This is a genomic window from Rhizobium sp. RHZ01, from assembly GCF_014851595.1.
Taxonomy (GTDB): domain Bacteria; phylum Pseudomonadota; class Alphaproteobacteria; order Rhizobiales; family Rhizobiaceae; genus Rhizobium; species Rhizobium altiplani.
Genome location: NZ_JACUZZ010000024.1, coordinates 55,323 through 80,815 on the forward strand (window position 1 = coordinate 55,323; position 25,493 = coordinate 80,815).

Consider the following 25,493-nt stretch of genomic DNA (forward strand, 5'->3'; position numbering starts at 1 on the left):
ACATGAAAGATCAAGCTTCCGTTCTCAGGGAAACGGACGGAGAAGCCCGCAAGCTCGCGCGCACGCTTCTCCGCTCCGCCCGTTATGCTGCAATCGCCGTCCTCGATCCCGAGACCGGCTTCCCATTTGCCAGCCGGGTACTTCTCGGCACCGACATCGATGGCGTTCCCGTCATTCTCGTGTCGGGCCTGTCGACGCATACCCGCGCGCTCGACGCCGATCGCCGTGCGTCGCTTCTGACGGGCGAGCCCGGCAAGGGCGATCCACTGGCCTATCCGCGCTTGACGACCCAATGCCTTGCCGAACTGGTCGAGCGCGACAGCGTCATCCATGCCCGGATTCGCAGCCGCTTCCTCAACCGCCATGCCAAGGCAAAGCTCTATATCGATTTCCCGGATTTCCGCTTCCTCCGGCTGGTGCCGCAATCCGCGAGCCTGAATGGTGGGTTTGGTCGCGCCTATCTTCTTGATGGAGACGACCTGACGATTCGATCCCCCGGGAACGAGAACGTGGCGGCGCAGGCCGATGCGATAGTGCAAGAATTACTAGGTACAAGCCCCGATCTCGCCCCCATGACCGCAGCGAGTTTGAAGGCCGGCAACGGCGGCGATTGGCGCATTTGTGGAGTGGACTGCGCCGGTTTCGATCTGATTTCGGGTGATTTGCTTCTGCGTTGCGAATTCGCTGCCGTCGCAGAGGACATCGAGGACGTTTATTTCCATATATCTAACATAAAATCCGCAATACCTGAAATTTAGCTATATACAATCTTGACGCCGTATTGATAGTTTTCGCCGTCCGGCATTGAGCGGGAACATGCGTTTTTGAAATTAGTTTCACATCGGGAAGAAGATATGGACACAATCGATTTAACCGCCAATGCGAATATTGCCGCTGCGCTCTTGTCCGCAATGGCAAACCCGAAAAGGCTTCTCATTCTCTGCAACCTCGTGAAGGGCGAAATCCCGGTCGGTGCGCTGGCGCAGGAGGTTGGCTTGAGCCAGTCCGCGCTGTCGCAGCACTTGTCAAAGCTGCGCGCCCAGAAACTGGTGAAGACGCGCCGCGACGCCCAGACGATCTACTACTCCAGCAGCTCCGAGCCGGTCCTCAGGATCCTCGAAGCCCTCACCGACATCTACTCTGTTCAAAGCCAGGCAAAGTCCGCGGCGTAAGGACAAGCTGACATAATGTCAGCTGATAAGCCCCACTGCCGTGAAATGCATCCGGAATAGTGTGGCAACCTCATTTCAGCACGTTTACATACTTTTAGACCGGCAGCGATGCCGGTCTATTTTTTGCGCGTACCTCCGATGCAACGGCCTGACGGCAATGTCAGCGGCTTGACGCCCGAAGAACCGCTGATAATTTGACCGGGCAGTAAAAAAACCGCATCAGCCAATACTGGGAAGGGCCTCCGAAACGGCCATGGAGAACAGCATGTCCAATCGCCTCAATACCACGCCAAACGACCTTCGGGCCTTTTGGATGCCCTTCACTGCGAACCGCCAGTTCAAGAAGGAGCCGCGTCTTTTCGTCAGCGCCAAGGACATGTACTACCAGACCCATGACGGCCGTCAGGTGCTCGACGGCACCGCCGGCCTCTGGTGCGTGAATGCTGGCCACTGCCGGCCGAAGATCACCGAAGCGATCCGCGAACAGGCTGGTGAGCTCGACTACGCGCCGGCCTTCCAGCTCGGCCACCCCAAGGCGTTCGAACTCGCGAACCGCCTCGTCGACATCGCGCCCGAAGGCATGGACCACGTTCTCTACACCAATTCGGGGTCTGAATCGGTCGAGACGGCGCTGAAGGTCGCCCTCGCCTACCATCGTGTGAAGGGGAACGGCTCGCGCTTCCGTCTGATCGGCCGCGAACGCGGCTATCATGGGGTCAACTTCGGTGGCATCTCCGTCGGCGGCATCGTTTCCAACCGCAAGATGTTCGGCACGCTGCTGACGGGCGTCGACCACATGCCCCACACGCATCAGCCGGGCAAGAACGCCTTCACCCGCGGCCAGCCCGAGCATGGCGGCGACTTGGCGACCGAGCTCGAGCGCATCGTCACGCTACACGACGCTTCGACGATTGCCGCCGTCATCGTCGAGCCGATTGCCGGTTCGACCGGCGTGCTGATCCCGCCGAAGGGCTACCTGCAGAAGCTCCGCGAAATCTGCACCAAGCACGGCATCCTGTTGATCTTTGACGAAGTCATCACCGGCTTTGGCCGCCTCGGCGCGCCGTTCGCTGCCCAGTACTACGACGTCAAGCCGGACATGATCACCACCGCAAAGGGCCTGACCAACGGTGTGATTCCTATGGGCGCGGTCTTCGTGACCGCAGAGATCCATGACGCGTTCATGAGCGGCCCCGAGCACATGATCGAGTTCATGCACGGTTACACCTACTCCGGCAACCCGATCGCCTGCGCCGCAGCACTCGGCACGCTCGACACATACAAGGAAGAAGGCCTCCTGACCCGCGCCGCCGAGCTCTCGGATTACTGGGCCGACGGGCTGCACTCCCTGAAGGACTGCCCGAATGTCATCGACATCAGAAACACCGGCCTGATCGGCGCGATCGAGCTCGATCCGATCGCCGGCGAGCCGACCAAGCGCGCCTTTACCGCCTTCCTGAAGGCCTATGAGAAGGGCCTGTTGATCCGCACTACCGGCGACATCATCGCGCTCTCGCCGCCGCTCATCATCGAAAAGCACCACATCGACGAGCTCTTCGGAAAACTGCGCGAAATTTTGCAAAATAACATCTAAACGACGCGTTTTCGGGGCCCGCTTTTGTCAAATCAGGCAAAAGCGGGCCCTATTTCTTTATCTTCTTGCGAAATCGACGGTAAATTCCTAAGAAACTTGCAAAGCGTCCGTCGAAGCCAAATATGGAGGGCGGGTGTTTCGGCGCGCGGCTGCTCATCGTCTCTTGGCGCATCCCCCTGCAAGGGTTGTTGACGATCTGGGCTCGCCGCCGCGGCACTTAAATCGCGGGTTTTGATACCCACCCAAGGAGAAAGAAAATGAGTCTGAAGACTTTGTCGGCGGCCCTCGTCGCCTCGCTTGCCTTTGCGCCGCTCGCCCATGCTGACGTCACCATCGGCCTCATCGCGCCGCTGACTGGCCCCGTTGCCGCCTATGGCGATCAGGTGAAGAATGGCGCGCAGGCTGCTGTTGACGAGATCAACAAGAAGGGCGGCATCCTCGGCGAGAAAGTCATCCTCAAATATGCCGACGATGCCGGCGAACCCAAGCAGGGCGTTTCCGCTGCAAACCAGCTCGTCGGCGACGGTATCCGCTTCGTCGTCGGCCCGGTCACCTCGGGCGTCGCGATCCCGGCTTCCGACGTTCTTGCTGAGAACGGCGTGCTGATGGTCACCCCGACGGCAACCGCACCAGACCTCACCAAGCGTGGCCTCGCCAACGTCCTGCGCACCTGCGGTCGCGACGACCAGCAGGCCGAAGTCGCCGCCAACTATGTCCTGAAGAACTTCAAGGACAAGCGCGTTGCGATCATCAACGACAAGGGCGCCTACGGTAAGGGCCTGGCCGATTCATTCAAGGCCACACTGAATGCTGGCGGCATCAAGGAAGTGCTCGACGACTCCCTGACCCCTGGCGACAAGGATTTCAGCGCGCTGACCACCCGTCTGAAGGCCGAGAACGTCGATGTCGTCTATTTCGGCGGCTATCACCCGGAAGGCGGCCTGCTGGCCCGCCAGCTGCATGACCTGTCCGTCAAGGCCGTCATCATCGGCGGCGACGGCCTCTCGAACAGCGAGTTCTGGAACATCGGTACCGACGCAGCCGGCGGCACGATCTTCACCAATGCCATGGATGCGACCAAGAGCCCGGATTCGCAGGCAGCTGCAGATGCGCTGAAGGCCAAGGGCATCCCGGCCGAAGCCTTCACGCTCAACGCCTACGCCGCAGTCGAAGTCCTGAAGGCAGGTATCGAGAAGGCTGGCAGCGCTGAGGATTCCGAAGCAGTCGCCAAGGCGCTGAAGGGCGGCGAAGCGATCCCGACGGCAATCGGCAAGTTGACCTACGGCGAAACCGGCGACCTGACTTCGCAGAGCTTCGCGCTCTACAAGTGGGAAGCTGGCAAGATCGTTCCGGCCGAATAAGCCTTCGATCTTCCGATTTCGATCGCCGGGCGTCCCTCTGGGGCGCCCGGTTTTCGTTTGTGGACCGGCCGACAAAGCCGATCTCGCTTTGTCAGACACATGGGCTATAACTGGTGAAACGCCAGCACGAGGATGCCATGACCGCCAAGCTCGAACGCCTTATCGACCAAGGGACGGGCCGCCTGCCCGCCGACATCGTTCTGAAAGGCGGACGCTTCTTCGACCTCGTGACCGGCGAACTGGTGGCATCCGATGTCGCAATCGCACAGGATCGTATCGTCGGCACGTGCGGCAGCTACGACGGCGAAACCGAGATCGATATCTCGGGCAAGATCGTGGTGCCGGGCTTCATCGATACGCATCTCCACATCGAGTCGTCGCTGGTGACGCCGCACGAATTCGACCGCTGCGTCCTGCCCTATGGCGTAACGACAGTCATCTGCGACCCGCACGAGATTGCAAATGTTCTCGGCACCGAAGGCATTCAGTATTTCCTCGATTCGTCCCTCGAAACGATCATGGACATCCGTGTCCAACTCTCCTCCTGCGTGCCCGCCACGCATCTGGAAACATCGGGCGCAGATCTGCCGATCGAACGTCTCCTTCCATTTCGCCATCATCCGAAGGTCATCGGCCTCGCCGAGTTCATGAACTTCCCCGGTGTGATCCACAAGGATCCCATCTGCATGGCCAAGCTCGATGCCTTCCAGGGGCAGCATATCGACGGCCACGCCCCCCTGCTCTCGGGCAATGACCTGAATGGCTACCTCTCCGCCGGCATCCGCACCGAGCATGAATGCACCAGTGCTGCCGAAGCGCTAGAAAAGATGCGCAAGGGCATGCATATCCTCGTGCGCGAGGGTTCCGTGTCGAAGGATCTGGCGGCCCTGATGCCCATCATCACCGAGCGCCTGTCGCCGTACCTCGCCCTTTGCACTGATGACCGCAATCCCCTCGACATCGCCGAGCAAGGCCATCTCGACTACATGATCCGGACCGCGATCAAGAACGGCGTCGAGCCGCTGGCCATTTATCGCGCCGCGTCGATCTCGGCTGCCCGTGCCTTCGGCCTGAGGGACCGCGGTCTCGTAGCCCCCGGCTGGCGTGCAGACCTCGTGGTCATCGACAGCCTCGAAAACTGCCGCGCAGATCTCGTCTTTGCCGCTGGGCGCCAAGTGACCCCAGAGCTTTTCGCCACGCGCAAGCCCGTCGAACCGGTCGGCCTTGATAGCGTCAAGGCCCGGCCCGTCAACGCCGCGCACTTCGGCGTTCCCGTCGCCGACGGCGAAACCCCTGTGATCGGCGTCACGCCCGGCAAGATCATCACCGAACATCGCCGCTATCGGCTACCGGTGAAGGGCAACCAGACTGACGTCGATCTCGGCAATGACATCATCAAGGTCGCCGTCATCGAGCGGCACGGCAAGAACGGCAACCATGCCAATGGTTTCGTCCAGGGCTTCGGCCTGAAGAAAGGTGCGATCGCCTCGACCGTCGGGCATGACAGTCACAACATCTGCGTCGTCGGCGTCAGCGAGGATGACATGGCCCTCGCCGCCAATCGCCTCGGCGAAATCAACGGCGGCTTCGTTGTCGTCGAGGATGGCAAGGTCACCGGCGAGATCGCCCTGCCCATTGCCGGCCTGATGAGCCTCGAGACCTACGAGACGGTGCGCGACACGCTCCACCATCTACGCAAGGCCGCCTACGCGCTCGGCACGACGCTTGAGGAACCCTTCCTGCAGGTGGCCTTCCTGCCGCTCCCGGTCATTCCGCACCTGAAGATCTCGGATCGCGGAATGGTGGACGTCGACAAGTTCGCCCTCGTCGGGTGAGCGTCTAGCCAGCCACCCGTGCGCAGAATGCATCGAGTGCGGCCAGCTTGATTGGACCGGTTCCGGCTGCCGCCGCGAAGCCCGGCATCGCCAGCCGTTCTCCGATCACCATTCCGGCCGGCGGCATGAACTGCGCGGGCTTGCGCGTCAGGTTGAAGACGAAGAGCAGCTTCTCGCTTCCCTTGCTGCGCGTGAAGGCGAGAAGGTCCTGATTGGTACCGATGAATTCCATAGTGCCATTGAGCAAAGCCGGGTGGCTTTTCCGGAAATTGAGCGTCTGCCGGTAGTGGTGCAACACGGAATTCGGATCGCTCTCCTGCGTATCGACGGAAAGCGCCGCCTGCTCATAAGGCACCGGCAACCATGACTTCTCGGCGCTCGTAAAGCCAGCATGCGCCTTGGCAGCCTCCCAGGGCATCGGAGTGCGGCATCCGTCACGTCCCTTGAACGCCGGCCAGAAGCGGATGCCATAGGGATCACGCAGATCCTCGAAGGCGAGCTCGGCCTCGGGAAGCCCAAGTTCTTCTCCTTGGTAGAGGCAGATCGAGCCGCGCAGCGTCGCCAGCACAGACATGGCGAGCTTGGCGATCACGGGCCGCTCTGCTGCCGTCTTGGCAAAGCGGCTCAGATGACGGTTGACGTCGTGGTTCGAGAACGCCCAGCATACCCACCCATCGGCAACCGATTTCTGGAAGGCATCGACGCAGTTTCGAATATGCGTCGCGGTAAAGTCCGGTCCGAGCAGGTCGAAGGTGTAGCACATGTTCAGCTTGTCGCCGCCGCCCGTATAGGCGGCGACGGTCTTCAGCGAGCGGGCACCGTCGCCGACCTCGCCGACCGTCGCGCGCGCCTCGTAGCGATCAAGCAGCGCCCGGAACCGCCGGAGGAAGCCGACATTCTCCGGCTGCGTCTTGTCGTAGAGGTGGTTCTGCATGCCGTACGGGTTGGTATCCGGCGCATCGAGACCGGTATCGCTCTCATCGGGCGCATGCGGAGGGTTGTCGCGAAGCAGCCTGTCGCAGAAGTAATAATTGACAGTGTCGAGGCGGAAGCCGTCGACGCCGCGGTCGAGCCAGAACTTCACGGTGGCAAGCACGGCATCCTGAACCTCCGGACTGTGGAAGTTGAGATCCGGCTGCGAGGTCAGGAAGTTATGCTGGTAATATTGCCGGCGCACGCCGTCCCATTCCCATCCTGGTCCACCGAAGATCGAGAGCCAGTTGTTGGGGGCCGTCCCATCCCGTTTCGGGTCCGCCCACACATACCAGTCCGCCTTGGGATTGGTCCGGCTCGAGCGGCTTTCGACAAACCAGGGATGAACATCGGAGGTATGGGAAATGACCTGATCGATGATGATCTTGAGGCCGAGCCCATGGGCGGCCGCCATCATTTCATCGAAATCATCAAGCGTGCCAAAGATCAGATCGACATCGCAATAATCCGAAACATCGTAACCCATGTCGGCCATGGGTGACTTGAAGAACGGCGACAGCCAGATCGCATCTACGCCAAGGTTGGCGATATAGGGCAATCTCCGGGTAATGCCCTTCAGGTCTCCGAGACCATCTCCGTTGGTATCCTGAAAGGATCGCGGATAGACCTGATAAATGACAGCACCCCGCCACCAGTCCGCCGTCTTGCCTGCAACCGACATCAGCCAATCATCTCCCGCATCACGCAATCATGCCAAGACTAAAGCGGGCGCGCCAAAAAACAACCTTCAGCCGGGATCCGTCGCACATCCAAGTTTCTGCATTCTGCGCTTTATCTTGTCGCGGCGCTTGATGTCCTTGCTCGGTAGCTTGCCGCCCACGGAGTTGCGCTCCTGCATGGCGAGTGTCTGGCAATCCATCTTTCGGCCCTTGCCTCCGCCGCGTGCGAAAGCGGGAATAGCTGAGAGGGATAGTCCCGCGATAAGTGAAATGGCGATCAGAGAAACTGGGATCTTCTGCATGAACATATCCCCATAGCTAGGCGCGTCATTATGCGCCCCGTCCACACGGTCAACAAATCCGGCCTAATGCCGCAGGCACATGCCGCTCGCGGCTTGTCAGGAAGGTGCTCTGCGCGTATCAGCGAAACGGGAAAATTCAGGGAGGCTTTCTGTGAGCGGGCGTTTTTTATCGATCGGTGAATGCATGGTGGAGCTTTCGCAGGCAGGCGCCGGATTGCTACGCAAGGGCTTTGCCGGCGATACGCTGAACACCGCCTGGTATGCTCGCGCCTGCCTGCCGGCAGATTGGTCGGTGGAGTATTTTACCGCGCTCGGCGACGAAGCCATGTCCGATGAGATGATCGCCTTCTACAAGCAGGCTGGCATCGGCACGGAATTTATCAGGCGCATCAAGGGTAAGGCGCCCGGTCTCTACATGATCAGCCTCAAGGACGGCGAGCGCTCCTTCAGCTACTGGCGCGACAACTCGGCCGCCCGCCAGCTGGCAGCCGATGCGGAGCTCCTGCGCGAGGCGATCGAGGCATGCGACGTCATCTATTTCTCCGGCATCACACTTGCGATCCTGTCTCGCAATGACGCCGATACGTTGCTCGCCGAAGTCCGTCGCGCCAAGGCCGCCGGCAAGATCGTGGCCTTCGACCCCAATATCCGCCCGCGGCTTTGGTCCGGCTATGACGTGATGCATGCGACGATCAGCGAAGGTGCGCGCGCCTCGTCCCTGGTGCTGCCGAGTTTTGACGACGAAGCAACGCACTTCGGCGACGTCTCGATCGCTGCGACGATCCAGCGGTATCGCACGCTTGGCGCGACCGATGTGGTCGTTAAGAACGGCGCAGAGGGAGCGACCCTGAGCTTCGACGGCGTGGAGAGCTTCGTCCCAGCCGAAAAGGTCGAACAGGTCGTCGACACGACCAGCGCCGGCGACAGTTTCAACGGCGCATTTCTCGCCCGCTATCTCGAAACGAAGGACGCCCCTGCTGCAGCGGCGTTTGCCGCGAAGGTCGCCGCACGCGTGGTTAGCGAACACGGCGCCCTCGTCGCATGGGAAAAGCTCGGCATCGACAAGACCTGAGCAACATCGAACGATCGGCGCAGTGCGACTGTAATATTTCCATCATCGACGACCGCCAGAATGTGAGGCGCGGGAATCGAGTCTCCGGGTCAGCCGGGAATTAGGCCGGCGCCCCCGCGGGCGCGGCATGGATGGGATTGGGGCGTGCTGCAACATATGTCGGATGTTGGAGGCAACGAAGGCCGGTATGCATCTCGGCTGGGCATGGCGGAACGGCTGGTGATTGTCAGCGATGCCTGGCATCCGCAGGTCAACGGCGTCGTCCGTTCGATCGAGAACACCAATCGCGAACTGGCGAAGATGGGCATCGACGTGGCGATGGTGACGCCGCAGGGCTTTCACAGCGTGCCCTGCCCCACGTATCCCGAAATTCGTCTCTCGATAGCGAGCTACCGCCGCGTCGCGCGCGAGATCAAGAAACACATGCCCTCCTACGTTCATATCGCGACGGAGGGCCCGTTGGGACTGACGGCGCGGCGCTGGTGTCTGAAGAATCGCATGCCTTTCTCCACCAGCTACCACACTCGCTTTCCGGAATACGTTTCGGCTCGCCTGCCCATACCGAAGAGCTGGCTTTACGCCTTCGTTCGCTGGTTTCACAACTCGGGCGCCGGTTGCATGGTCGCGACCCCAAGCCTCGCGCGCGAACTCTCCGAAAAGGGCATTCGAAACCTCATGCCGTGGAGCCGCGGCATTGATGCCGATCATTTCCGCCCCATGCCCCCGGAAGATGCGCCGTTCAGCCTTACCCGCCCGATCTTCATGACAGTCGGCCGCGTTGCCCTGGAAAAGAACCTGCCGGCCTTCCTGGATCTCGACCTGCCCGGATCGAAGGTCGTCGTCGGTGACGGGCCGGCCCGCACGGAACTCGAGAAACGCTATCCCGATGTGCATTTCACCGGCCTAAAAGTCGGCGAGGAGCTGGCAAAGGCCTATGCCCAGGCCGATGTCTTCGTCTTCCCGTCGCTGACGGATACGTTCGGCAATACGATCCTCGAGGCCCTCGCGTCAGGCGTTCCCGTGGCCGCCTACCCTGTCACCGGCCCGTTCGACATCATCGGAGACGACAACGAAGTCGGAGCACTCGACGACGACCTGAAAACGGCCTGCCTGACGGCATTGTCTGCTTCCCGCGAGAAAGCACGCGAACTCGCGCTTCAATATTCCTGGGAAGCGGCAACCACGCAGTTCATCAACAACATCCGCGCTGCCAACGGTGTCATTACGCCGAAATGGAAAAAGGCCTGGCAATTTGCCGCCAAGTCGCTGCCAAGAACGAAAAAGCCCGGCGAAGCCGCCGGGCCAGTCTCTTCGGGAACCTGAAGGCGTTACTTGCTGAGCGCCTCGCGCAGCGTCTGGCTGGCGACCGAGACCGCGCTGCGCACTGCCGGTGTCTCGGCAATGGCGTTCAGAAGCACGAAGTCATGGATCGTACCGTTGTAGCGGATGGAGGTTACCTTGACGCCGGCTTGCGTCAGCTTGCGGCCATAGGCCTCGCCTTCGTCGCGCAGCACGTCGTTCTCATCGGTAATAATCAATGCCGGCGGCAAGCCCTTCAGTTGGTCGAGCGATGCCTGGAGCGGCGAAGCGGTCGGCTCCTTGCGCTTGGCTTCGTCAGGCAGATAGGCGTTCCAAAACCACTTCATGGCCTCCTTGGTCAGCCAGGGACCATTGGCGAACTGGTTGTAGGAGCCGGTCTCGAAGTTGGCGTCGGTCACGGGATAGAACATGACCTGCTGATCGATTGCGGGACCGCCCCGCTCCTTGGCTAGAAGGGTCACTGCTGCCGTCATGTTGCCACCGACGCTATCGCCGGCCACTGCCAGGCGGCTCGCATCGACGTTGAATTCCTTCTGATGCTCAGCGACGTATTTCGTAGCGGCATAGGCCTGCTCGATCGCGATCGGATAGCGTGCCTCAGGCGAGCGCTCATAATCAACGAAGACGACGGCGGCCTTGGCGCCGTTGGCGATCTCGCGAACGAGCCGGTCATGCGTCTCGGCATCGCCGAGAACCCAGCCGCCACCGTGGAAATACATCACGACGGGCAACTTGCCCTTCGCGCCTTCCGGACGGACGACGCGCAGCTTGATGCTGCCGGTCGGACCAGCCTTGATCGTGAGGTTCTCTTCCTTGGCGGCGAGTTTCTTGACATCGCCCTTCTGCGCTCCGGCAAGTACGTCGCGGGCGTCGGACGGAGACAGCGTGTAGATCGGCTTGGCGCCGGCCAGCGCGTCGATGAACTTCTGCGTCGTCGGTTCCAATACCGGATCGGCAGCGGCGCCGAATGTGGTGGCTGCCAGGATCGTGGCTGCGGAGAGTGCGGTCTTGATGGTCGACATTGTCCAGTCCTCTTGGTTGCGGTTCGTCGTGAACACGCCATTTGTTTATCGCACGATTGTTTATCGCACGATAAATATTCTGGCATAGCTCCTATGCAACAAACTTGATTGCGATTATTTATTGCGCGATATAATTAGATCATTTCCGGAGAACACGACATGAGCGACGATCTCAACCTCGACGATTTTATGTGCTTCGCCCTCTACACCGCGAACCACGCGATGAACCGCGTCTACAAGCCGATGCTTGACGCACTGGATCTCACATACCCGCAATATCTGGTAATGGTCACTCTCTGGAAGGAAGACAGACAGACTGTCGGCGGCATCGGCGAGAAGCTGCATCTCGAGTCGAGCACCCTTACCCCCCTCCTCAAACGCATGGAAGCGACCGGCTACATCAAGCGGCAGCGCGGCAAGGAGGACGAGCGTGTCGTCATTATTGGCCTGACTGAGGAAGGCCGCGAACTCAGGAAGCGTGCGGCATCCATTCCAGGCTGCATTCTGGATGCATCGGGCCGGGAATTTGCAGAACTGAAGCGGCTGGCGGCAGATATCATCACACTACGCGATACGCTGTCGCGTTATGAGACGTAAGATTGCTCGCTTGATCAGCTCCGTCTTTTCTTCGATTCGTACGGATTTTCGGGCGAGCGGTAGTGAATGCGGATCGGCACGCTCGGCATGTCGAAATCGTTGCGCAAGCCATTGATCAGATAACGCGTATAGGATTCCGGCAACGCGTCCGAGCGCGTGCAGGAGATCATGAAGGCCGGCGGGCGAGCCTTCACCTGCGTCATATACTTGAGCTTGATACGGCGACCGGAGACTGCCGGTGGCGGATGCTGAACCTGCTGCTGCTCCAGCCAACGGTTGAGGCGAGCGGTCGAGATGCGCTTGTTCCAGACCTTGTCCGTATCGATGATCGACTGCATCAGCTTGTCGAGCCCGCGACCCGTCTGGCCGGAGATCGGTACGGCGCGGATTCCTCGCGCCTGCGGCAGCAGCCGGTCGGTCTTTTCGCGCAGGTCCGCGAGAACCGCCTGCGGCTCCTCGATCATGTCCCACTTGTTGAAGGCGAGCACGGCAGCCCGGCCCTCGCGCAGCACGAGATCGACGATGTGCAGATCCTGTTTCTCGAAGGGGATCGTCGCGTCAAAGACGATGACGACAAGTTCGGCGAAGCGGATGGCGCGGAGCGTATCTGCAACCGAAAGCTTTTCCAGCTTCTCGATCACCTTGGCCTTGCGGCGCATGCCTGCCGTGTCGAACATCTTGATGGTGCGGCCGCGCCAGTCCCATTCAACCGAGATGGAGTCGCGTGTGATTCCGGCTTCCGGTCCGGTCAGCAACCGGTCCTCACCCAGGAAGCGGTTGATCAGGGTCGACTTGCCGGCATTCGGGCGGCCGACGATCGCCACACGCAGCGGCTTGGTGTCGTCGTATACGGGTTCTTCCTCTTCCTCGCCTTCCTCGCCGGACGACTGAGGGATATCGACGTCGGTGACGGCGACATCTTCCTTCGGCGGAAACGCCCGGTCTTCGCCAAGCGCGGCAACGATCGCATCCCTGAGATCGAGCATCCCCTGCCCGTGCTCCGCCGAGATCGGAGTCGGCTCGCCAAGGCCGAGCGAATAAGCGTCGTAAAACCCAGCGTCCGAGCCGCGAGCTTCCGACTTGTTGGCCACGAGCACGACCGGCTTGCCGCGACGACGCAGCATTTCCGCGAGCGCCGTGTCGACAGGCGTCAGGCCCGTCTTGGCATCGACGACGAACAGAGAAAGGTCGGCTTCATCGATCGCCGCTTCGGTCTGGGCGCGCATGCGGCCCTGCAGGCTCTCTTCATGGGCCTCTTCAAGACCGGCGGTATCAACGATGGTGAAACGCAGGTCGACGAGCCGCGCCTCGCCGGGGCGACGGTCGCGGGTGACACCCGGCGTGTCGTCGACAAGCGCCAGCTTCTTCCCAACCAGGCGGTTGAAAAGCGTCGACTTGCCAACATTCGGGCGACCGACGATGGCGACCGTGAAGCTCATTGATATTCCTTACTTTCAGCCCTGTGCGGCGGGCGCCTTGCCGGATGCGGTGATGTTATCAAGCATCATCTGGGCGCGATTGGCAACATTGCGCGGGCTCTGCGCGTCGTCGGCGATCGCCTGGAACCACTGGCGTGCCTGCGGCATGTTGCCAGCCTTGTAGGCAGCAAGGCCGAGTGCTTCGCGGGCGGAGTGACGGAAGGCGTTGCCGGGAACAGCCATTTCCTCAACCTGGGCCGAGACCTGTTCGTAGGTGCCACCTTCGATCAGCAGCCAGCCGGCGCGCATTCTGGCGGCATCGCGCACAGCTGCCGGCGCGGCGTTATCCTTGCCGATCACCTCAAAGGCCGCCACAGCACCCGCCGTATCGCCCTTCTGGGCGAGGACGCTTGCGGCACGCATCCGCGCGAGGATCGGATAGGCTCCGTGGCCTTCCTTTTCGAGCGTCTCAAGCGCTGCCAGCGCCTCATCGTGCTTGTTCTCGTCGGCGAGTTTCATGGCAGCGATAAACTTGTCACCCGCGCCGGAGGACTGGTTGTCGTCCCAATATTCATAGACCTTGTAGCCGACGGTGCCGAGAACGATCAGGACGGCGAGCGCGATCAGGTAGCGGCCGAACCGGCGCCATGCGCCTTTCACCTGGTCGGAACGCAGTTCCTCATTAACTTCACGAATGAAGCTGTCGTCGTTGAATGCCATTCTCGTCTCCGGCCGCGGATATGCTTCGGCATGCGGGTTGCACGCACATTGTGGCGCCTTCTACCCCATTTTTCAGCAGTTGTAAGGGGGATTGGAAAGATTCGTCACATAACGATCGGAGCCACGCCAATCAATAGCTCGTGCAGCTTGAACGTGATGAGCGCCCAGGCGATCGCGCCGATGATGACGGCATAGAGATCATACTTGCCCGAGACGAACGGACGAAGGGTGAGCTCGCCGGCGCGCTCACGACGCTTCAGCGCAATCCGCAGGATCACACCCCATGCCAGGAAAGCACCAAATAGCAGTACCGAAGAGGTCTCGCCATTGGCCAGCAGGTGCGAGAAGGCCCAGATCTTCACCGAAAGCACCATCGGATGCTTCGCCTTGACGGCGATATACCCCGCCGGCAGCAGCGAGGCGACCAGACAGATCATTGCGAGCAGCATCAGGGTCAGGGTGATGTGCGCCATCCAGACCGGCGGCGTGTAGAGCAAGCCGGTCACCTGACGGGCCTGACCAAAGCCGTAAATCAGCAGGATCAGCGCGAGAATGCTGACGATGGAATACGCCAGCTTCCAGCCGTTCTCGCCGAGACTATCGATCATGGACTGTCGAAAGCCGGGCGCGATGACGCGTATGAGATGAAGTCCGAGGAAAATGATGATGCCGACGATAAGCAATGTCATGGCGATCTCCTGTGCGTTTTCCGAGACTTAGCCGGAGCCGCGCAAAAACGCCAGCGTCACCGCAGCTTCGCCGCATTTCTGTAACAGGAAAGCCGCAAACAAATTCTCGCGGTGTCCATGTTTCGTTCTTTTTTCCAGGCCTCCCTCGCCCTCTCTTTGTTTATTCCAGGCACAGCTGGCGCTGTCGACCAGCCGAAACAGCTGGTGATGATCTCGTTCGACGGTGCGCACGACAATGCGCTCTGGCAGAAAAGCCGTGAGATGGCCGCCAAGAACGGGGCCCATTTCACCTACTTCCTCTCCTGCACCTTCCTGATGAACCAGGCGACCAAGAAGGCCTATCAGGCGCCGCACCAGAAGCTTGGCAAATCCAATGTCGGCTTTGCCCAGGGCGACGACGAGATTCGCGAGCGGCTCGGCAACATCTGGCACGCCCACCTCGAGGGGCACGACATCTCGAGCCACGCCTGCGGCCACTTCGATGGACGGCAGTGGAGCGAGGCAGATTGGGGCAAGGAGTTCGCCACCTTCCACGCCACCTTGAAGAATGCCTGGAAGAGCGTCGACCTCGAAGAACCCAAGGGCTGGCAGGATCTGGTCGACCATGGCATCCACGGCTTCCGCGCGCCCTATCTCTCGGCAACGCCGGGCGCCGATATGATCGCCGCGGAAAGGAAGGCCGGTTTCACCTATGACGCCAGCCTGGTGACCAAGGGGCCGACCCTGCCGGTCGAGGAAAACGGCATCATCCGCTTCGGCCTGCCACTGATCCCCGAGGGCCCGCGCGAAAAACCGATCATCGGCATGGACTACAACCTCTTCGTTCGCCACTCCAACGGCGAGGAAGACAAGGCCGATTCGAAGGCATTCGAAGACCGCTCCTATGCCGCCTTCAAGGAAGCCTTCGACAAGCAGTATTCAGGCAGCCGCATCCCGCTGCAGCTGGGCTTTCACTTCGTCGAGATGAACGGCGGCGCCTATTGGCGCGCGCTCGACCGGCTGGTCAGCGATGTCTGCCGTCGCGCGGACGTAGCCTGCGTCAGCTATTCGGAGGCGATCCCGATGATCGAAGCGCGGGGTAAGCTGCAGGACCAGACGCAAACATCGGGTCTTTAAGCAGGCATTGCCATCCCTTCCGCCTTTTGCCGGCGCGGCCATCTGGTCCGTTTGCAATTAGCGCTTACGCGACTACCTTCTGTCCTACGCCACCCTCCTCGTAGTGGCGGAGAGAAGACGACCGGGAGCTAGTCATGTGCCGGAATATCAAACCCCTCTTCAATTTCGATCCGCCAGCAACGGACGAGGAGATCCATGATGCGGCGCTTCAGTTCGTGCGGAAGCTGAGCGGAACGACCAAACCATCGAAACGCAATGAGGCGGCGTTCGAACGTGCGGTCAATTCGATCGCGAAATGCGCCCACGAGTTGCTTGATTCACTGGAGACTTCCCAGCCTCCTCGTGACCGTGAAGAAGTGGCCGCAAAGGCTCGCGCGAGAACAGCGATGCGGTTCGCCTAAGAGGGCCTCACAGCCGACGACTCTAGCCGTCGGCGTGAACGATGCCAGCCTCGCGCTCCAGATAGCGTTGGTCGATATCCGGCAGCGGCTCGCCTTCGATCGCGGATTCGAAGGTGCGAAGGCGCTTGTAGATCGACAACAGCTCGACGATGGTCGTCCAGGAATTGACGAGATACTGGAACGAGCCGCGCACCTGGTCGAAGACGTTGTTGATCTGCGTCATCAAGCCGAGCGTCAGCTTGCCGGCGACGATCGACGGCACGAGCACGATCAGGCTGAAGAGGTTATCCGCCTGCAGATAGAAGATGCGGGCGACGTTGAAATACATGTAGTGGAAATAGAGCCGGAAATAGTTGCGGCGCACATTGGCGAAAAGCTCGGCGACAGTCGGCGGCGTCGCGCGGTCGGCATGGTCTTCGCCGTAGACGAGTTCCTTGCGGTAGGAGGCTTCGACGCGCTGGTTGCGGAACTCGAGGCCCGGCAGCTTGATGCCGACCAATCCGAGGAAGACTGTTCCGAAGATCGACCAGAAGATTGCGGCCCAGACGAGCGCGTGCGGCACCTCGCCGATCAGCGGCAACTCGGTGATATTAGCGCCGATCTTGAATAGCACCGGCAGAAAGGCGATCAGCGTCATGACCGAGCTGACGAGGCTGACGCCAAGGCTTTCGACCGTGGAGGAAAAGCGCATCGTGTCTTCCTGGACACGCTGCGAGGCGCCCTCGATGTGCCTGAGCTTCGGCCAGTGTGCCATGTAGTATTCGTTCATCGCCGTGCGCCAGCGGAAGATCCAATGGCTGACGAAGAAGAGGTTGAGCACGCCGACGGTGATCGCCACGAAGGCGATGCCGGCAAAGCCCAACATGCCGAGGTAGAGTTGCATTGCGGTCACCGGCGCCGTCTTTGCGAGCGCCTGCTGGATCAGGTCATAGAACGGTCCATACCACGCATTGATGGCGACGCTCACCTGAACCGAAAAGTAGGTGTTGAAGATGATCAGTGCCGAGCCGAGCACCGACCACATCTGCCAGCGATGCGGGCTGTAGGTAAACCAGAAGGCGGCGAAGAGCGCCACGGCCAAAGCATAATAGATGTAGAACCAAAGGAACGGAGCCGACCAGAAGACCGAAACACCGATTGGAGCCTCCGCCCCTGGAGCCAGCGGCGGGAGGCCGATCACCGAGCCTAGGCCGGAACCCACGAAATACCAAAAGAGAACGGCCAGAAGTGCCCAAGCAACAGCTGAGATGAAGAAAAGCCTGGGCCTGGGGAAATACGATACGAACACGGGAGAGCTTGCTTTCCTGAACTGGAGTCTTCGGTGTCTCTAAACAGACAGATTGCGGCGAAAACTACGGCAGTTCGCAAAGAGCGGCAATGGCCTCACCCCATTGTTACGCACTTGTAACGCGCTATGACAGCTTTTTGGCGACCGGCATCACCAGCATTGCGCACACCAGCAGCGCCGCCGCGGCAGCGTAAGTCGGCGTCGTAAAGCTGCCGGTTCGCTCTGCCATCCAGCCAGCAACAATGGGGCCCACAATCTGCCCGACTCCGAATGCTGCCGTCATCGTCGCCAATATCCGGCGCGGGCTGGCCGGCGAAAGTTTACGGCCGATCTGCAGGCCATAGGCGGTGATCGCGAGGAAGGTCGCTCCAAACAACGCTCCCCCAATCAGCGGCGCAACAGAGTGCGGCAGTAGAACAGTCGCCAACACACCGACCGCCTCGATAAGCAGCGCCGCCACGTAGACCCAGCCCAATCCTAGCGGACGGACGAACGGCTTCCATGCAAAAAGCGCGACCGAAGCTGTCAGGCCGGCGATGAACCAGCAGAGAAACTCAACCATCGGCCCGGCGGCATCCATGCGCGCGATCGTCACCAGAAATGTGCCTGTAATCACATAGCCGAACCCGAACAGGCCATAGGACGCCGTGACAAGCAGCATCGGCAGGCTCCAAGCGATCCGCGGTTCCTTGCCGGTCTGTGCCGCGGCAGCCGGGCCCGACGGCAGCAGCCACCAGACTGCCAGCAGGCTGAGAGCCGAATAGATCGCGCCTCCAACCCAGGACGCCCGCCAGGCGTCGCTGCTTCCATCAAAGAACAACCCGACCAGCAGAACCATCACCGATGAAAGCGCGATGCCGGCACCCGGGCCGCCGAAATGGGCTGCCTGCACATGGTCGTTACCGGCCATGGCTCCGTGGCTAAGTACAATCTGCGAACTGAATACGAGAGCAAAGGCACTCGCAACACCCGCCAGGAAGCGGATGACTGCAAAGACCATGACGGATGTCGTCGTGGCCATGGCAGCAAGAAGCAATGCTGTCGCCGCAAGCGCAAGGAGTGCGACCTTGCGCTCACATCCTGTTGCCCACCCGTAGGCGGCGAGAACAGCGCCCACCAGATAGCCGACGAAGTTCGCAGAGGCGATGAAGCCGGCATCGGCGGCCGAGAGCGGCACGCCGCTGATCATGCTCGGCAGGATCGGCGTGTAGGAAAAGCGTCCAAAGCCCATCGCGGCGGCCATGGCGATGGCGCCTGCAAGGCCAGTTCGAAACAAGTTTTCGGGGAAAGTTTCATTGCGTGCCAACATGGCGTGTTTATCGCGCTGCAACACGGCGCCGACAATCAAGAATTTCTGATCGATTGATCAATCTCACGAAATCATAAAGCCAGCCCTTGAAAGCGACTATCTTACGATATATGTTTTACGACATAGTGAAAGATACATCTTAGGAGTGACCTATGAGAGGTTTTAGAGGCGGAATGATGGGTGGTGGCGGTTTTCGCATGGGGCGGAAATTCGCATCAGGCGACCTGCAACTGGTGATCCTGGCCTTGCTGGTGGAGCAGCCCCGCCACGGCTACGAATTGATCAAGCTCTTGGAAGAGCGTTCGGGCGGCTTCTATGTTCCAAGCCCCGGCGTAATCTATCCGGCGCTAACCTACCTGGAAGAAACCGGCCTTGCCGACGTGGAGAGCGAAGGCACCAAGAAGCTCTACCGCATCACGGAGAGCGGCCGCAGGCTCGTCGAGGAGAACCAGTCGATGATCGACATGACGCTCGGAAAGCTGGAGAAAATCGGCGCGAAGATGGCGCATGTCCGCAAGATTTTCGACCCAGAAAGCCGCAATGGCGATCGGGACGAGGACGCATTTCCGGAAGACAAAAGCGAAGTCGCAGCTGCACGAATGCTACTGAAATCGGCCCTCCGGCTCCGCTTTCCCTGGTCGAAGGACGAGGCCAAGCGCATCGCCGGCATTCTGGAGCGCGCGGCCGGCGAAATTCTTGCCGGCGGACGTTCGGGCGAGTGAGGCCTCAGGCGCCGCCTTCCGGCAGCGTCAGGATCAGCGGGCCATTTCGCGTGGCGACGACCGTGTGCTCGTATTGCACGGTCGGGGCCTCCGGGTCCGCGTAGAGCGTCCAGGCGTCGTCGCCGCCTTCCGCCCATGTTGCGCCGAGCGAGAGGAACGGCTCGACCGTGAAGACGAGGCCTTCCGTGATCATTCGCTTCTCGGACGGATCCGGCCAGGTCGAGAGCTCGGCCGGCTCCTCGTGCAGCGAACGGCCGATCCCGTGGCTCGCCAGATTGGCAACGAGCGTATAGCGATTCTTCAGGGCGAAGGCGCCGACAGCCTGCCCGATCTTGGCCAGCGGCTCGCCCGGTTTCACCTGGTTAAGCCCAACCCACAGCGCCCTTTTGCCGTCGCGGCAGAGCTTTTCGATCTTGGACCTGTGCGGCGGAACACTGAACGACGCGCCGGTGTCGGAAAAGAATCCGTCCTTCTCCGCTGAGACATCGATATTGACCAGATCCCCCGGGCGAATGACGCGCGGGCCTGGAATGCCGTGGGCGATTTCCTCATTGACGCTGATGCAGGTCGCACCGGGAAACTGGTAGCAAAGTTCGGGCGCAGAACGCGCACCGGCATCTTCCAACACTTTGCGGCCGATCTGATCGAGCTCCAGGGTCGTGATACCCGGTTCAAGCGATGCGCTCATCACTTGCAGGGCATTGGCGCAGATTCGCCCGATTTCCTTTAGCTTGAGGAGTTCGTCTTCGCTTTCAATGATCATGAATGTCCACCCGGCCTTCTTCGGCCGGTCGGCCGGCTCTCGATCACGATGAGAGCACGACGGCGTTCAGAATCCAATTCATCCTTTACGGCATCATGCTCCAGCTTCAGGCGGTGGCTTTCGCCTCTTCGTCGCTTTCAGTCAATGCCTTTCTGACGAGCGGCGCGACTTTCGTGCCGTAGAGTTCGATCCCGCGCATGATCTGGTCGTGGGGCATCAAGCCGATCGCCATCTGCAGCAGGAAACGGTCGTTCTTGAACAACCGATGGTGCGCGATGATCTTCTCCGCGACCAATTCCGGATCGCCCACGAAGAGCGCGCCGCTAGGTCCGCGGGACATGTCGAAATGCGCCCTGTTCGTCGGCCCCCAGCCGCGCTCGCGGCCAATTCGGTTCATGACCTCGGCCTGCGGGCCGTAGAACTGATCGGCAGCAGCGTCCGTCGTATCGGCGATGAAGCCGTGCACGTTGATGCTGGTCTTGAGCTTCGATGCCTCCTGCCCGGCTCGGCGAGCCGCCTCGCGATAGAGGTCGAACAGCGGCGCGAAACGGCGCAGCTCGCCGCCGATGATCGCCAGTGCCACTGGCAAGCCCATCGCGCCCGCGCGCGCAACCGATTGCGGCGTGCCACCAACGGCGATCCACAAGGGCAAGGGGTCCTGCAGCGGCCGCGGGTAAACGCCACGCCCATTGATCGGCGCACGCAATTCACCCGACCAGGTGACCACTTCCTCGTCGCGGAGGGCCATCAGCAGGTCGAGCCTTTCCTCGAACAGTTGGTCGTAGTCCTCGAGATTGTAGCCGAACAGCGGGAAGGACTCGATGAACGAGCCTCGTCCGGCCATGATCTCGGCACGCCCGTTCGAAAGCAGGTCGAGTGTTGCGAACTGCTGGAAGACCCGAACCGGATCGTCTGAACTCAGCACGGTCACTGCGCTGGTCAGCCTGATGTTCTTCGTTTTCATCGCAGCGGCCGCGAGAGCGACTGCCGGAGCCGAGGCCGCATAATCGGGCCGGTGGTGCTCGCCCAATCCGAATACGTCGAGCCCCACCTGGTCCGCGAGTTCGATTTCATCGATCAGATGCTTCAGCCGCTCGGCCCCTTCCTCACCCTTGCTTCGGCTCGGGTTCGGGTTCACGTCGGCAAAGGTGTAGAGGCCCAGTTCCATCGCTCGCATCCCGTTGTATCTACTGATGGAGATAAGGACTGAGCGGCCTCAGGGCAAACATAAATTCTGGAACCGATCGTTCGAAAAATATCGATAAGCAGTACCGCCGCGACCTGGGATCGCGGCGGAACTTTGATTCTGAAATCAACGGTTTCAGCGCCTGAATGGAATCATTTTCCGAACGGCTTCGTATCTGAGATAAAGGCCACCCCATGCAATGAGCCCGAGATAGCCGCCGAACAGCAGATGGGAAAAGACCGGGCTCCCGACACGCAGATGCGTCGCTATCGCGCCTCCGAGCAGACCGGTGAGTAGGATTGCGCCGAGCACCGACGTCCGCGGAATTGCATAGAGCAGCGCGCACAACAGCGTCAGGGAACCGAGGCCGCGAGCAAGCATCGGGTCGCCCGAATAACCGAGCGCCGTCATAGTCTCCGTGACCGGCACGATCGGCACCAGCTTGATCGCGCCGTCGAACACCAGGAAGGCCACGATCAGCCCGCTCATGACAGTGCCGGTGACGGTCTGCCAGCGCGGAAGCCCGGCAGTTGAATCAACAATTGCAGACATGCCTCTATCCCCCTGTTTCGATTCTAGTCTCAGATCCTGGGCAGCAGCTCGGCGAGCTGGTCGGCGCATTTGCCCCAGCCTTCGTGGAAGCCCATCTGCTCGTGCTGTTCCTTGTCGGCCGCAGTCCAGTGCCGCGCCTTCGCGGTATATTTCGTCCGGCCGTTGCCGAGGTCTTCGAGCAGGATGATGCCGACGAAGAACGGCTTTTCGGATGGCACCCAGGCGCTGGTGAACGCATCGGTGAAGACGATCTTCTCGTTTTCGACGATCTCCAGATAGACACCGCGGTTCGGAAATTCCTGGCCCTCGGGGCTGCGCATGACGATGAGGTTCGAGCCGCCCGGCCGTGCATCGACTTTCACATCAGCAAGGGTCCAGGGACGTGGTACGAACCATTCCTTCATCAGGACAGGATCGGTCCAGGCCTTGAAGATCTTCTCGCGCGGAGCGTCGAATTCCCGGACGAGAACCAGTTCGTGTTGGGCTTCTGCGGTCATCTCGGCATTCCTCCTATTGAGTGAAACCTGTTTTCGATCAAGTTGTTACAAGGACGTGGGAGGTTTTCCGGTTCCGACAACCCGGCGCAATTATTTCTGGAATTATTTGGCGATCGGCTGCGCGGCCCCATGGGCGAGGCTGTCGATCTGCTGGCGGATATGCGCGGCTTCCGCTGCCGAATGAGCAAGTGCTATGGCGCGATCGAAGGCCTCGTGCGCCTCGCGGGCACGACCGATCTGCTTCAGCAGACCGCCACGCAGGCCGTGATAGTAGAAGTAGCCATCGAGCTTCTCGCCAAGCGTTTCGACGAGTGCCAGCGCCACGTCCGGCCCTTTGAGTTTGGAGACGGCGACGGCGCGGTTGAGCGTAATGACCGGCGACGGTTGAACACGCTCCAGCGCCCGATAAAGCAGCTCGATCTCTTCCCAGTCCGTATCCTCGGCGCGCCTGGCCCGCGAATGCAGGGCAGCGATCGCCGCCTGCAGCTGGTAAGGCCCCGGTTGGCGATGGCGGATCGCCTTGTCGAGCAGCGCCAGCGCCTCGTTGATCAGCTCGCGGTTCCACAGCGAACGATCCTGATCCTCGAGCAGCACGATATCGTCCTCACCGTTGAAACGGGCCTGGCGCCGCGAGATCTGCAGGAGCATCAATGCGAGCAGACCCATCAGTTCAGGCTCGCCGGGGAAGATGCGCAGCAGGAGCCGCGCGAGCCGGATCGCCTCGTCGCTGAACGCACAGGCGTCGTGCTTCGGATCCGCCTGGCTGTAGCCCTCGTTAAAGATCAGGTAGATCATTGTGCTGACGATCGAGAGCCGCTCGGCCCGCTCCTGCGCGTCCGGCGTCTCGAAGGGTACACCGGCCTTGGCAACGCGAGCCTTGGCCCGCGTGATCCGCTGCTCCATCGCGCTTTCGCCAACAAGAAAGGCACGCGCGATCTGCTGTACTGACAGGCCCGAGACGATGCGCAGCGCCAATGCGATCTGTTGCGTCGCCGGCAGATCCGGGTGGCAGCAGATGAAGAGCAGCCGCAGGATATCGTCGCGATAGTTGGAATCATCAAGCCGTTCGGCAATATCGCTCTCAGCATCGCTGGTATCGGAGATCAGTTCTTCATCAGGAAGTGCCTGCGTCTTCGAACGCTTGCGCACGGCGTCGATGCCACTGTTGCGGCCGACGAAGATCAGCCATGCCGTCGGATCGCGCGGCGGCCCCTTGTCCGGCCAGGTACGGATGGCGCGCAAACAGGCCTCCTGGAAGGCCTCCTCCGCGATATCGAGATCGCGGAAATATCTGAGCAGCGCACCAAGCGCTTTCGGTCGGGCCGAAGCAAGCGTCACGTCGATCCAGGCAATGTCTGTCATGCCGAAGAAACTCCCGGTCGGAACACGTAGAACGGCCGAATTTCGTAAGAGGTAGAACCCGGGTTGACCGTGGAGAGCTCCTTGGAAAACGCAACGGCTTCCTCCAGAGTGTCGAAATCAACCACGTAAAAACCGAGGAGTGCTTCCTTCGTTTCCGCGAAGGGGCCATCGAGAACGAGCGGTTCCTCCTTGCCCTTGCGCACGGTGGTCGCCGCTGTCGTCGGCATCAGCCGGCCGACAGGACCAAGCTTGCCGCGCTCGGCCAAAGGTGCCTGAACCGCATAAAGCTTCGCCATCACGGCGTCTTCCTCCTCCTTGGTCCAGGAGAACACCGTTTCTTCATTGGCGTAACAAAGGATTGCATAAAGCATGTCTTACTCCTCTTCCTGAATGACGAAGGAGTAGCGTGACATCCGACAGAACGCAGCAAAAAATTGCAGCGCGCAAAAGGAGATGCCGCCGCCCTGACGGCAGGGGCCGGCGTGCCGAATGCGGCAAACGGACGACGTCTGCGGTCGCAGCCTTTCTTGCTAAAACGGTCGGGCCTGACGAGCGCCAGCTATCTCCTCTCCATCTAGTCAGCCTGATCCGACGTTGATGGCCTCCTGCACGGCCAGCTCGGCCATCGCTAACGCGGCCTCGCGTGTCTTGGCTGCAGCGACGAATCGGCCGTTGTGGCAGAAGGTTGCGCCATCGACGCCGCAAACGGCCTCCAGATCGTGATTGGTCAGGCCGGCCCAGGCAGCAGGCAGATCCGCACGAAGTTCGAACCCCTCGTCCCCGCGGCGAATGCCGGTGACGCACCAATCCCTTTCTCGCGGATGAACGACAAAGAGCAGGTGATCGGCGCCCGCCTTGACGATCGCGGGACGGAAAGGCATTCCCATCGGAAGTTCGAGCACGCGCCCCTGCCCCGTACGCTCTATCGCCTGAAGCACGAGCGTCTCTGCCCGCAGTTTGGCGGCGCTTTGAGCGATCTTCGCCTCGACGAAACTGCGGGCGATGGCGACGGCATCCTGAAATCTGCGATCATCGGCATTCGCGTCCGTTTCGTCGAACACCGGCTTCAAGGTTTCCAGCAAGGTCGGTAGCGTCAGCCCGGCCAGCGGTCCGGACGGGCTGAGCGCACCATTGTCAGTCAGATCGACCGGCAGCACGAAGGTGAGGTCGAACGAGGCATGCAAGGCCGCGACGTGAGCCTCTGGAATGCCGGTGACAACAAGATAGTCGTGGCCGTAGTGCTTCCAGACCAGGCCGAACGAACTGTAGGGCTGCCCATCGTCACGCAGCGGTGCGCCACGCTGATGGTGGTCGAAGATACGCTGAGAGGCATCATACGCGCCGCCGACGTCATAGATGATGCGGTCGGCGCCCGGCTTGATCCACTCCGGCGCCCTGCTGCGGATCACTCGAGCCTGCGGGAAGAGCCGGGTGAGGATGACGCTCGACAGCACCTCATCCGCATGGAAGCCACCGGAATGAGTGACGAGGAACTCTGGAGTCATGCAGGATGCGCCCTTGTTGGTTTGCGGAAGCCGCTTGC

The 25,493-nt window shown here is 60.8% G+C and carries 25 protein-coding genes and 1 pseudogene; 11 read left to right on the top strand and 15 right to left on the bottom strand.

Annotated features, from left to right (window positions below):
• Positions 1 to 2 precede the first annotated feature (2 nt).
• The 5 genes from IB248_RS22520 (at position 3) to ade (ending at position 5,962) form a co-directional block, all read left to right on the top strand.
• On the top strand, positions 3 to 758 hold the full coding sequence (locus tag IB248_RS22520) for a pyridoxamine 5'-phosphate oxidase family protein (RefSeq protein WP_018857566.1): 756 nt from the start codon (positions 3 to 5) through the stop codon (positions 756 to 758).
• 96 nt (positions 759 to 854) lie between these two features.
• Positions 855 to 1,172, top strand: a complete 318-nt coding sequence (locus tag IB248_RS22525; RefSeq protein ID WP_018857565.1) for a metalloregulator ArsR/SmtB family transcription factor — start codon at positions 855 to 857, stop codon at positions 1,170 to 1,172.
• A 265-nt stretch (positions 1,173 to 1,437) separates the two neighbouring features.
• Positions 1,438 to 2,766 (top strand): aspartate aminotransferase family protein, encoded by a 1,329-nt coding sequence (locus tag IB248_RS22530; RefSeq protein WP_018857564.1) that lies wholly within the window; start codon positions 1,438 to 1,440, stop codon positions 2,764 to 2,766.
• Positions 2,767 to 3,023: 257 nt separating this feature from the next.
• A complete protein-coding gene (locus IB248_RS22535) occupies positions 3,024 to 4,127 on the top strand; it encodes a branched-chain amino acid ABC transporter substrate-binding protein (protein ID WP_018857563.1) in 1,104 nt (367 codons plus the stop codon).
• Between the two features lie 137 nt (positions 4,128 to 4,264).
• Positions 4,265 to 5,962, top strand: coding sequence for an adenine deaminase (gene ade / locus IB248_RS22540; RefSeq protein ID WP_018857562.1), 1,698 nt, complete (start codon positions 4,265 to 4,267; stop codon positions 5,960 to 5,962).
• A gap of 4 nt (positions 5,963 to 5,966) precedes the next feature.
• On the opposite strand, the gene IB248_RS22545 is transcribed toward ade, so the two are convergent.
• Together IB248_RS22545 and IB248_RS22550 are read right to left on the bottom strand one after the other, a co-directional pair.
• Positions 5,967 to 7,616, bottom strand: coding sequence for an alpha-glucosidase (locus tag IB248_RS22545; protein ID WP_018857561.1), 1,650 nt, complete (start codon positions 7,614 to 7,616; stop codon positions 5,967 to 5,969).
• A gap of 66 nt (positions 7,617 to 7,682) precedes the next feature.
• On the bottom strand, positions 7,683 to 7,916 hold the full coding sequence (locus IB248_RS22550) for a hypothetical protein (protein WP_018857560.1): 234 nt from the start codon (positions 7,914 to 7,916) through the stop codon (positions 7,683 to 7,685).
• 151 nt (positions 7,917 to 8,067) lie between these two features.
• Here IB248_RS22550 and IB248_RS22555 point away from each other — a divergent pair, with 151 nt between their 5' ends.
• Both IB248_RS22555 and IB248_RS22560 read left to right on the top strand, forming a co-directional pair.
• The gene (locus IB248_RS22555; RefSeq protein WP_018857559.1) at positions 8,068 to 8,988 is read left to right on the top strand and encodes a sugar kinase; all 921 of its coding nucleotides are present in this window, start codon (positions 8,068 to 8,070) and stop codon (positions 8,986 to 8,988) included.
• A 210-nt stretch (positions 8,989 to 9,198) separates the two neighbouring features.
• Positions 9,199 to 10,311 (top strand): annotated as a pseudogene (locus IB248_RS22560) (glycosyltransferase family 1 protein); the annotation flags it as partial.
• A 5-nt stretch (positions 10,312 to 10,316) separates the two neighbouring features.
• Here the strand turns inward: IB248_RS22560 and IB248_RS22565 are convergent.
• Positions 10,317 to 11,330 carry an alpha/beta hydrolase gene (locus IB248_RS22565; RefSeq protein ID WP_018857557.1) on the bottom strand — a complete coding sequence of 338 codons (1,014 nt, stop codon included), beginning with the start codon at positions 11,328 to 11,330 and terminating at the stop codon, positions 10,317 to 10,319.
• 159 nt (positions 11,331 to 11,489) lie between these two features.
• Between IB248_RS22565 and IB248_RS22570 the strand changes: the two genes are divergently transcribed.
• Positions 11,490 to 11,927 carry a MarR family transcriptional regulator gene (locus IB248_RS22570; protein ID WP_018857556.1) on the top strand — a complete coding sequence of 146 codons (438 nt, stop codon included), beginning with the start codon at positions 11,490 to 11,492 and terminating at the stop codon, positions 11,925 to 11,927.
• Between the two features lie 14 nt (positions 11,928 to 11,941).
• On the opposite strand, the gene der is transcribed toward IB248_RS22570, so the two are convergent.
• The 3 genes from der to IB248_RS22585 form a co-directional block, all read right to left on the bottom strand.
• On the bottom strand, positions 11,942 to 13,366 hold the full coding sequence (der, locus tag IB248_RS22575) for a ribosome biogenesis GTPase Der (protein ID WP_018857555.1): 1,425 nt from the start codon (positions 13,364 to 13,366) through the stop codon (positions 11,942 to 11,944).
• A 15-nt stretch (positions 13,367 to 13,381) separates the two neighbouring features.
• Positions 13,382 to 14,065, bottom strand: coding sequence for a tetratricopeptide repeat protein (locus IB248_RS22580; RefSeq protein ID WP_018857554.1), 684 nt, complete (start codon positions 14,063 to 14,065; stop codon positions 13,382 to 13,384).
• A gap of 104 nt (positions 14,066 to 14,169) precedes the next feature.
• Positions 14,170 to 14,754 (bottom strand): NnrU family protein, encoded by a 585-nt coding sequence (locus tag IB248_RS22585; RefSeq protein WP_113471102.1) that lies wholly within the window; start codon positions 14,752 to 14,754, stop codon positions 14,170 to 14,172.
• A 117-nt stretch (positions 14,755 to 14,871) separates the two neighbouring features.
• Here IB248_RS22585 and IB248_RS22590 point away from each other — a divergent pair, with 117 nt between their 5' ends.
• A complete protein-coding gene (locus IB248_RS22590; protein ID WP_113471103.1) occupies positions 14,872 to 15,870 on the top strand; it encodes a polysaccharide deacetylase in 999 nt (332 codons plus the stop codon).
• Between the two features lie 134 nt (positions 15,871 to 16,004).
• Positions 16,005 to 16,271, top strand: coding sequence for a DUF2277 domain-containing protein (locus IB248_RS22595; protein WP_018857551.1), 267 nt, complete (start codon positions 16,005 to 16,007; stop codon positions 16,269 to 16,271).
• 22 nt (positions 16,272 to 16,293) lie between these two features.
• Here the strand turns inward: IB248_RS22595 and sbmA are convergent, their stop codons facing one another.
• The gene (gene sbmA, locus IB248_RS22600; RefSeq protein ID WP_018857550.1) at positions 16,294 to 17,559 is read right to left on the bottom strand and encodes a peptide antibiotic transporter SbmA; all 1,266 of its coding nucleotides are present in this window, start codon (positions 17,557 to 17,559) and stop codon (positions 16,294 to 16,296) included.
• A gap of 124 nt (positions 17,560 to 17,683) precedes the next feature.
• Positions 17,684 to 18,892, bottom strand: a complete 1,209-nt coding sequence (locus IB248_RS22605; RefSeq protein WP_025660435.1) for a YbfB/YjiJ family MFS transporter — start codon at positions 18,890 to 18,892, stop codon at positions 17,684 to 17,686.
• A 128-nt stretch (positions 18,893 to 19,020) separates the two neighbouring features.
• Here IB248_RS22605 and IB248_RS22610 point away from each other — a divergent pair, with 128 nt between their 5' ends.
• Entirely contained in the window at positions 19,021 to 19,590 is a 570-nt protein-coding gene (locus IB248_RS22610; protein ID WP_026371824.1) for a PadR family transcriptional regulator, read from the top strand.
• Between the two features lie 4 nt (positions 19,591 to 19,594).
• Here IB248_RS22610 and map read toward each other — a convergent pair whose 3' ends face one another.
• The 7 genes from map to IB248_RS22645 form a co-directional block, all read right to left on the bottom strand.
• On the bottom strand, positions 19,595 to 20,353 hold the full coding sequence (gene map, locus IB248_RS22615) for a type I methionyl aminopeptidase (RefSeq protein WP_018857547.1): 759 nt from the start codon (positions 20,351 to 20,353) through the stop codon (positions 19,595 to 19,597).
• Positions 20,354 to 20,459: 106 nt separating this feature from the next.
• Positions 20,460 to 21,521, bottom strand: a complete 1,062-nt coding sequence (locus tag IB248_RS22620) for an LLM class flavin-dependent oxidoreductase (RefSeq protein ID WP_113471105.1) — start codon at positions 21,519 to 21,521, stop codon at positions 20,460 to 20,462.
• A gap of 153 nt (positions 21,522 to 21,674) precedes the next feature.
• Complete coding sequence (locus tag IB248_RS22625) at positions 21,675 to 22,091, bottom strand: DoxX family protein (protein WP_018857545.1); 417 nt, start codon at positions 22,089 to 22,091, stop codon at positions 21,675 to 21,677.
• Positions 22,092 to 22,120: 29 nt separating this feature from the next.
• Entirely contained in the window at positions 22,121 to 22,588 is a 468-nt protein-coding gene (locus tag IB248_RS22630) for an SRPBCC family protein (RefSeq protein ID WP_018857544.1), read from the bottom strand.
• A 102-nt stretch (positions 22,589 to 22,690) separates the two neighbouring features.
• Positions 22,691 to 23,950, bottom strand: a complete 1,260-nt coding sequence (locus tag IB248_RS22635) for an RNA polymerase sigma factor (protein ID WP_025660438.1) — start codon at positions 23,948 to 23,950, stop codon at positions 22,691 to 22,693.
• Positions 23,947 to 24,321 carry a YciI family protein gene (locus IB248_RS22640; RefSeq protein ID WP_018857542.1) on the bottom strand — a complete coding sequence of 125 codons (375 nt, stop codon included), beginning with the start codon at positions 24,319 to 24,321 and terminating at the stop codon, positions 23,947 to 23,949. Before IB248_RS22640 ends, IB248_RS22635 begins: the two co-directional genes overlap by 4 nt.
• A 207-nt stretch (positions 24,322 to 24,528) precedes the next feature.
• Complete coding sequence (locus tag IB248_RS22645; RefSeq protein WP_169682787.1) at positions 24,529 to 25,455, bottom strand: MYG1 family protein; 927 nt, start codon at positions 25,453 to 25,455, stop codon at positions 24,529 to 24,531.
• Positions 25,456 to 25,493 lie beyond the last annotated feature (38 nt).

Coding starts and splice junctions, on each gene's coding strand:
- IB248_RS22520 (WP_018857566.1), top strand. CDS start 3: ATGAAAGATCAAGCTTCCGTTCTCAGGGAAACGGACGGAGAAGCCCGC.
- IB248_RS22525 (WP_018857565.1), top strand. CDS start 855: ATGGACACAATCGATTTAACCGCCAATGCGAATATTGCCGCTGCGCTC.
- IB248_RS22530 (WP_018857564.1), top strand. CDS start 1,438: ATGTCCAATCGCCTCAATACCACGCCAAACGACCTTCGGGCCTTTTGG.
- IB248_RS22535 (WP_018857563.1), top strand. CDS start 3,024: ATGAGTCTGAAGACTTTGTCGGCGGCCCTCGTCGCCTCGCTTGCCTTT.
- ade (WP_018857562.1), top strand. CDS start 4,265: ATGACCGCCAAGCTCGAACGCCTTATCGACCAAGGGACGGGCCGCCTG.
- IB248_RS22545 (WP_018857561.1), bottom strand. CDS start 7,616: ATGTCGGTTGCAGGCAAGACGGCGGACTGGTGGCGGGGTGCTGTCATT.
- IB248_RS22550 (WP_018857560.1), bottom strand. CDS start 7,916: ATGCAGAAGATCCCAGTTTCTCTGATCGCCATTTCACTTATCGCGGGA.
- IB248_RS22565 (WP_018857557.1), bottom strand. CDS start 11,330: ATGTCGACCATCAAGACCGCACTCTCCGCAGCCACGATCCTGGCAGCC.
- IB248_RS22570 (WP_018857556.1), top strand. CDS start 11,490: ATGAGCGACGATCTCAACCTCGACGATTTTATGTGCTTCGCCCTCTAC.
- der (WP_018857555.1), bottom strand. CDS start 13,366: ATGAGCTTCACGGTCGCCATCGTCGGTCGCCCGAATGTTGGCAAGTCG.
- IB248_RS22580 (WP_018857554.1), bottom strand. CDS start 14,065: ATGGCATTCAACGACGACAGCTTCATTCGTGAAGTTAATGAGGAACTG.
- IB248_RS22585 (WP_113471102.1), bottom strand. CDS start 14,754: ATGACATTGCTTATCGTCGGCATCATCATTTTCCTCGGACTTCATCTC.
- IB248_RS22590 (WP_113471103.1), top strand. CDS start 14,872: ATGTTTCGTTCTTTTTTCCAGGCCTCCCTCGCCCTCTCTTTGTTTATT.
- IB248_RS22595 (WP_018857551.1), top strand. CDS start 16,005: ATGTGCCGGAATATCAAACCCCTCTTCAATTTCGATCCGCCAGCAACG.
- IB248_RS22610 (WP_026371824.1), top strand. CDS start 19,021: ATGAGAGGTTTTAGAGGCGGAATGATGGGTGGTGGCGGTTTTCGCATG.
- map (WP_018857547.1), bottom strand. CDS start 20,353: ATGATCATTGAAAGCGAAGACGAACTCCTCAAGCTAAAGGAAATCGGG.
- IB248_RS22620 (WP_113471105.1), bottom strand. CDS start 21,521: ATGGAACTGGGCCTCTACACCTTTGCCGACGTGAACCCGAACCCGAGC.
- IB248_RS22625 (WP_018857545.1), bottom strand. CDS start 22,091: ATGTCTGCAATTGTTGATTCAACTGCCGGGCTTCCGCGCTGGCAGACC.
- IB248_RS22630 (WP_018857544.1), bottom strand. CDS start 22,588: ATGACCGCAGAAGCCCAACACGAACTGGTTCTCGTCCGGGAATTCGAC.
- IB248_RS22635 (WP_025660438.1), bottom strand. CDS start 23,950: ATGACAGACATTGCCTGGATCGACGTGACGCTTGCTTCGGCCCGACCG.
- IB248_RS22640 (WP_018857542.1), bottom strand. CDS start 24,321: ATGCTTTATGCAATCCTTTGTTACGCCAATGAAGAAACGGTGTTCTCC.
- IB248_RS22645 (WP_169682787.1), bottom strand. CDS start 25,455: ATGACTCCAGAGTTCCTCGTCACTCATTCCGGTGGCTTCCATGCGGAT.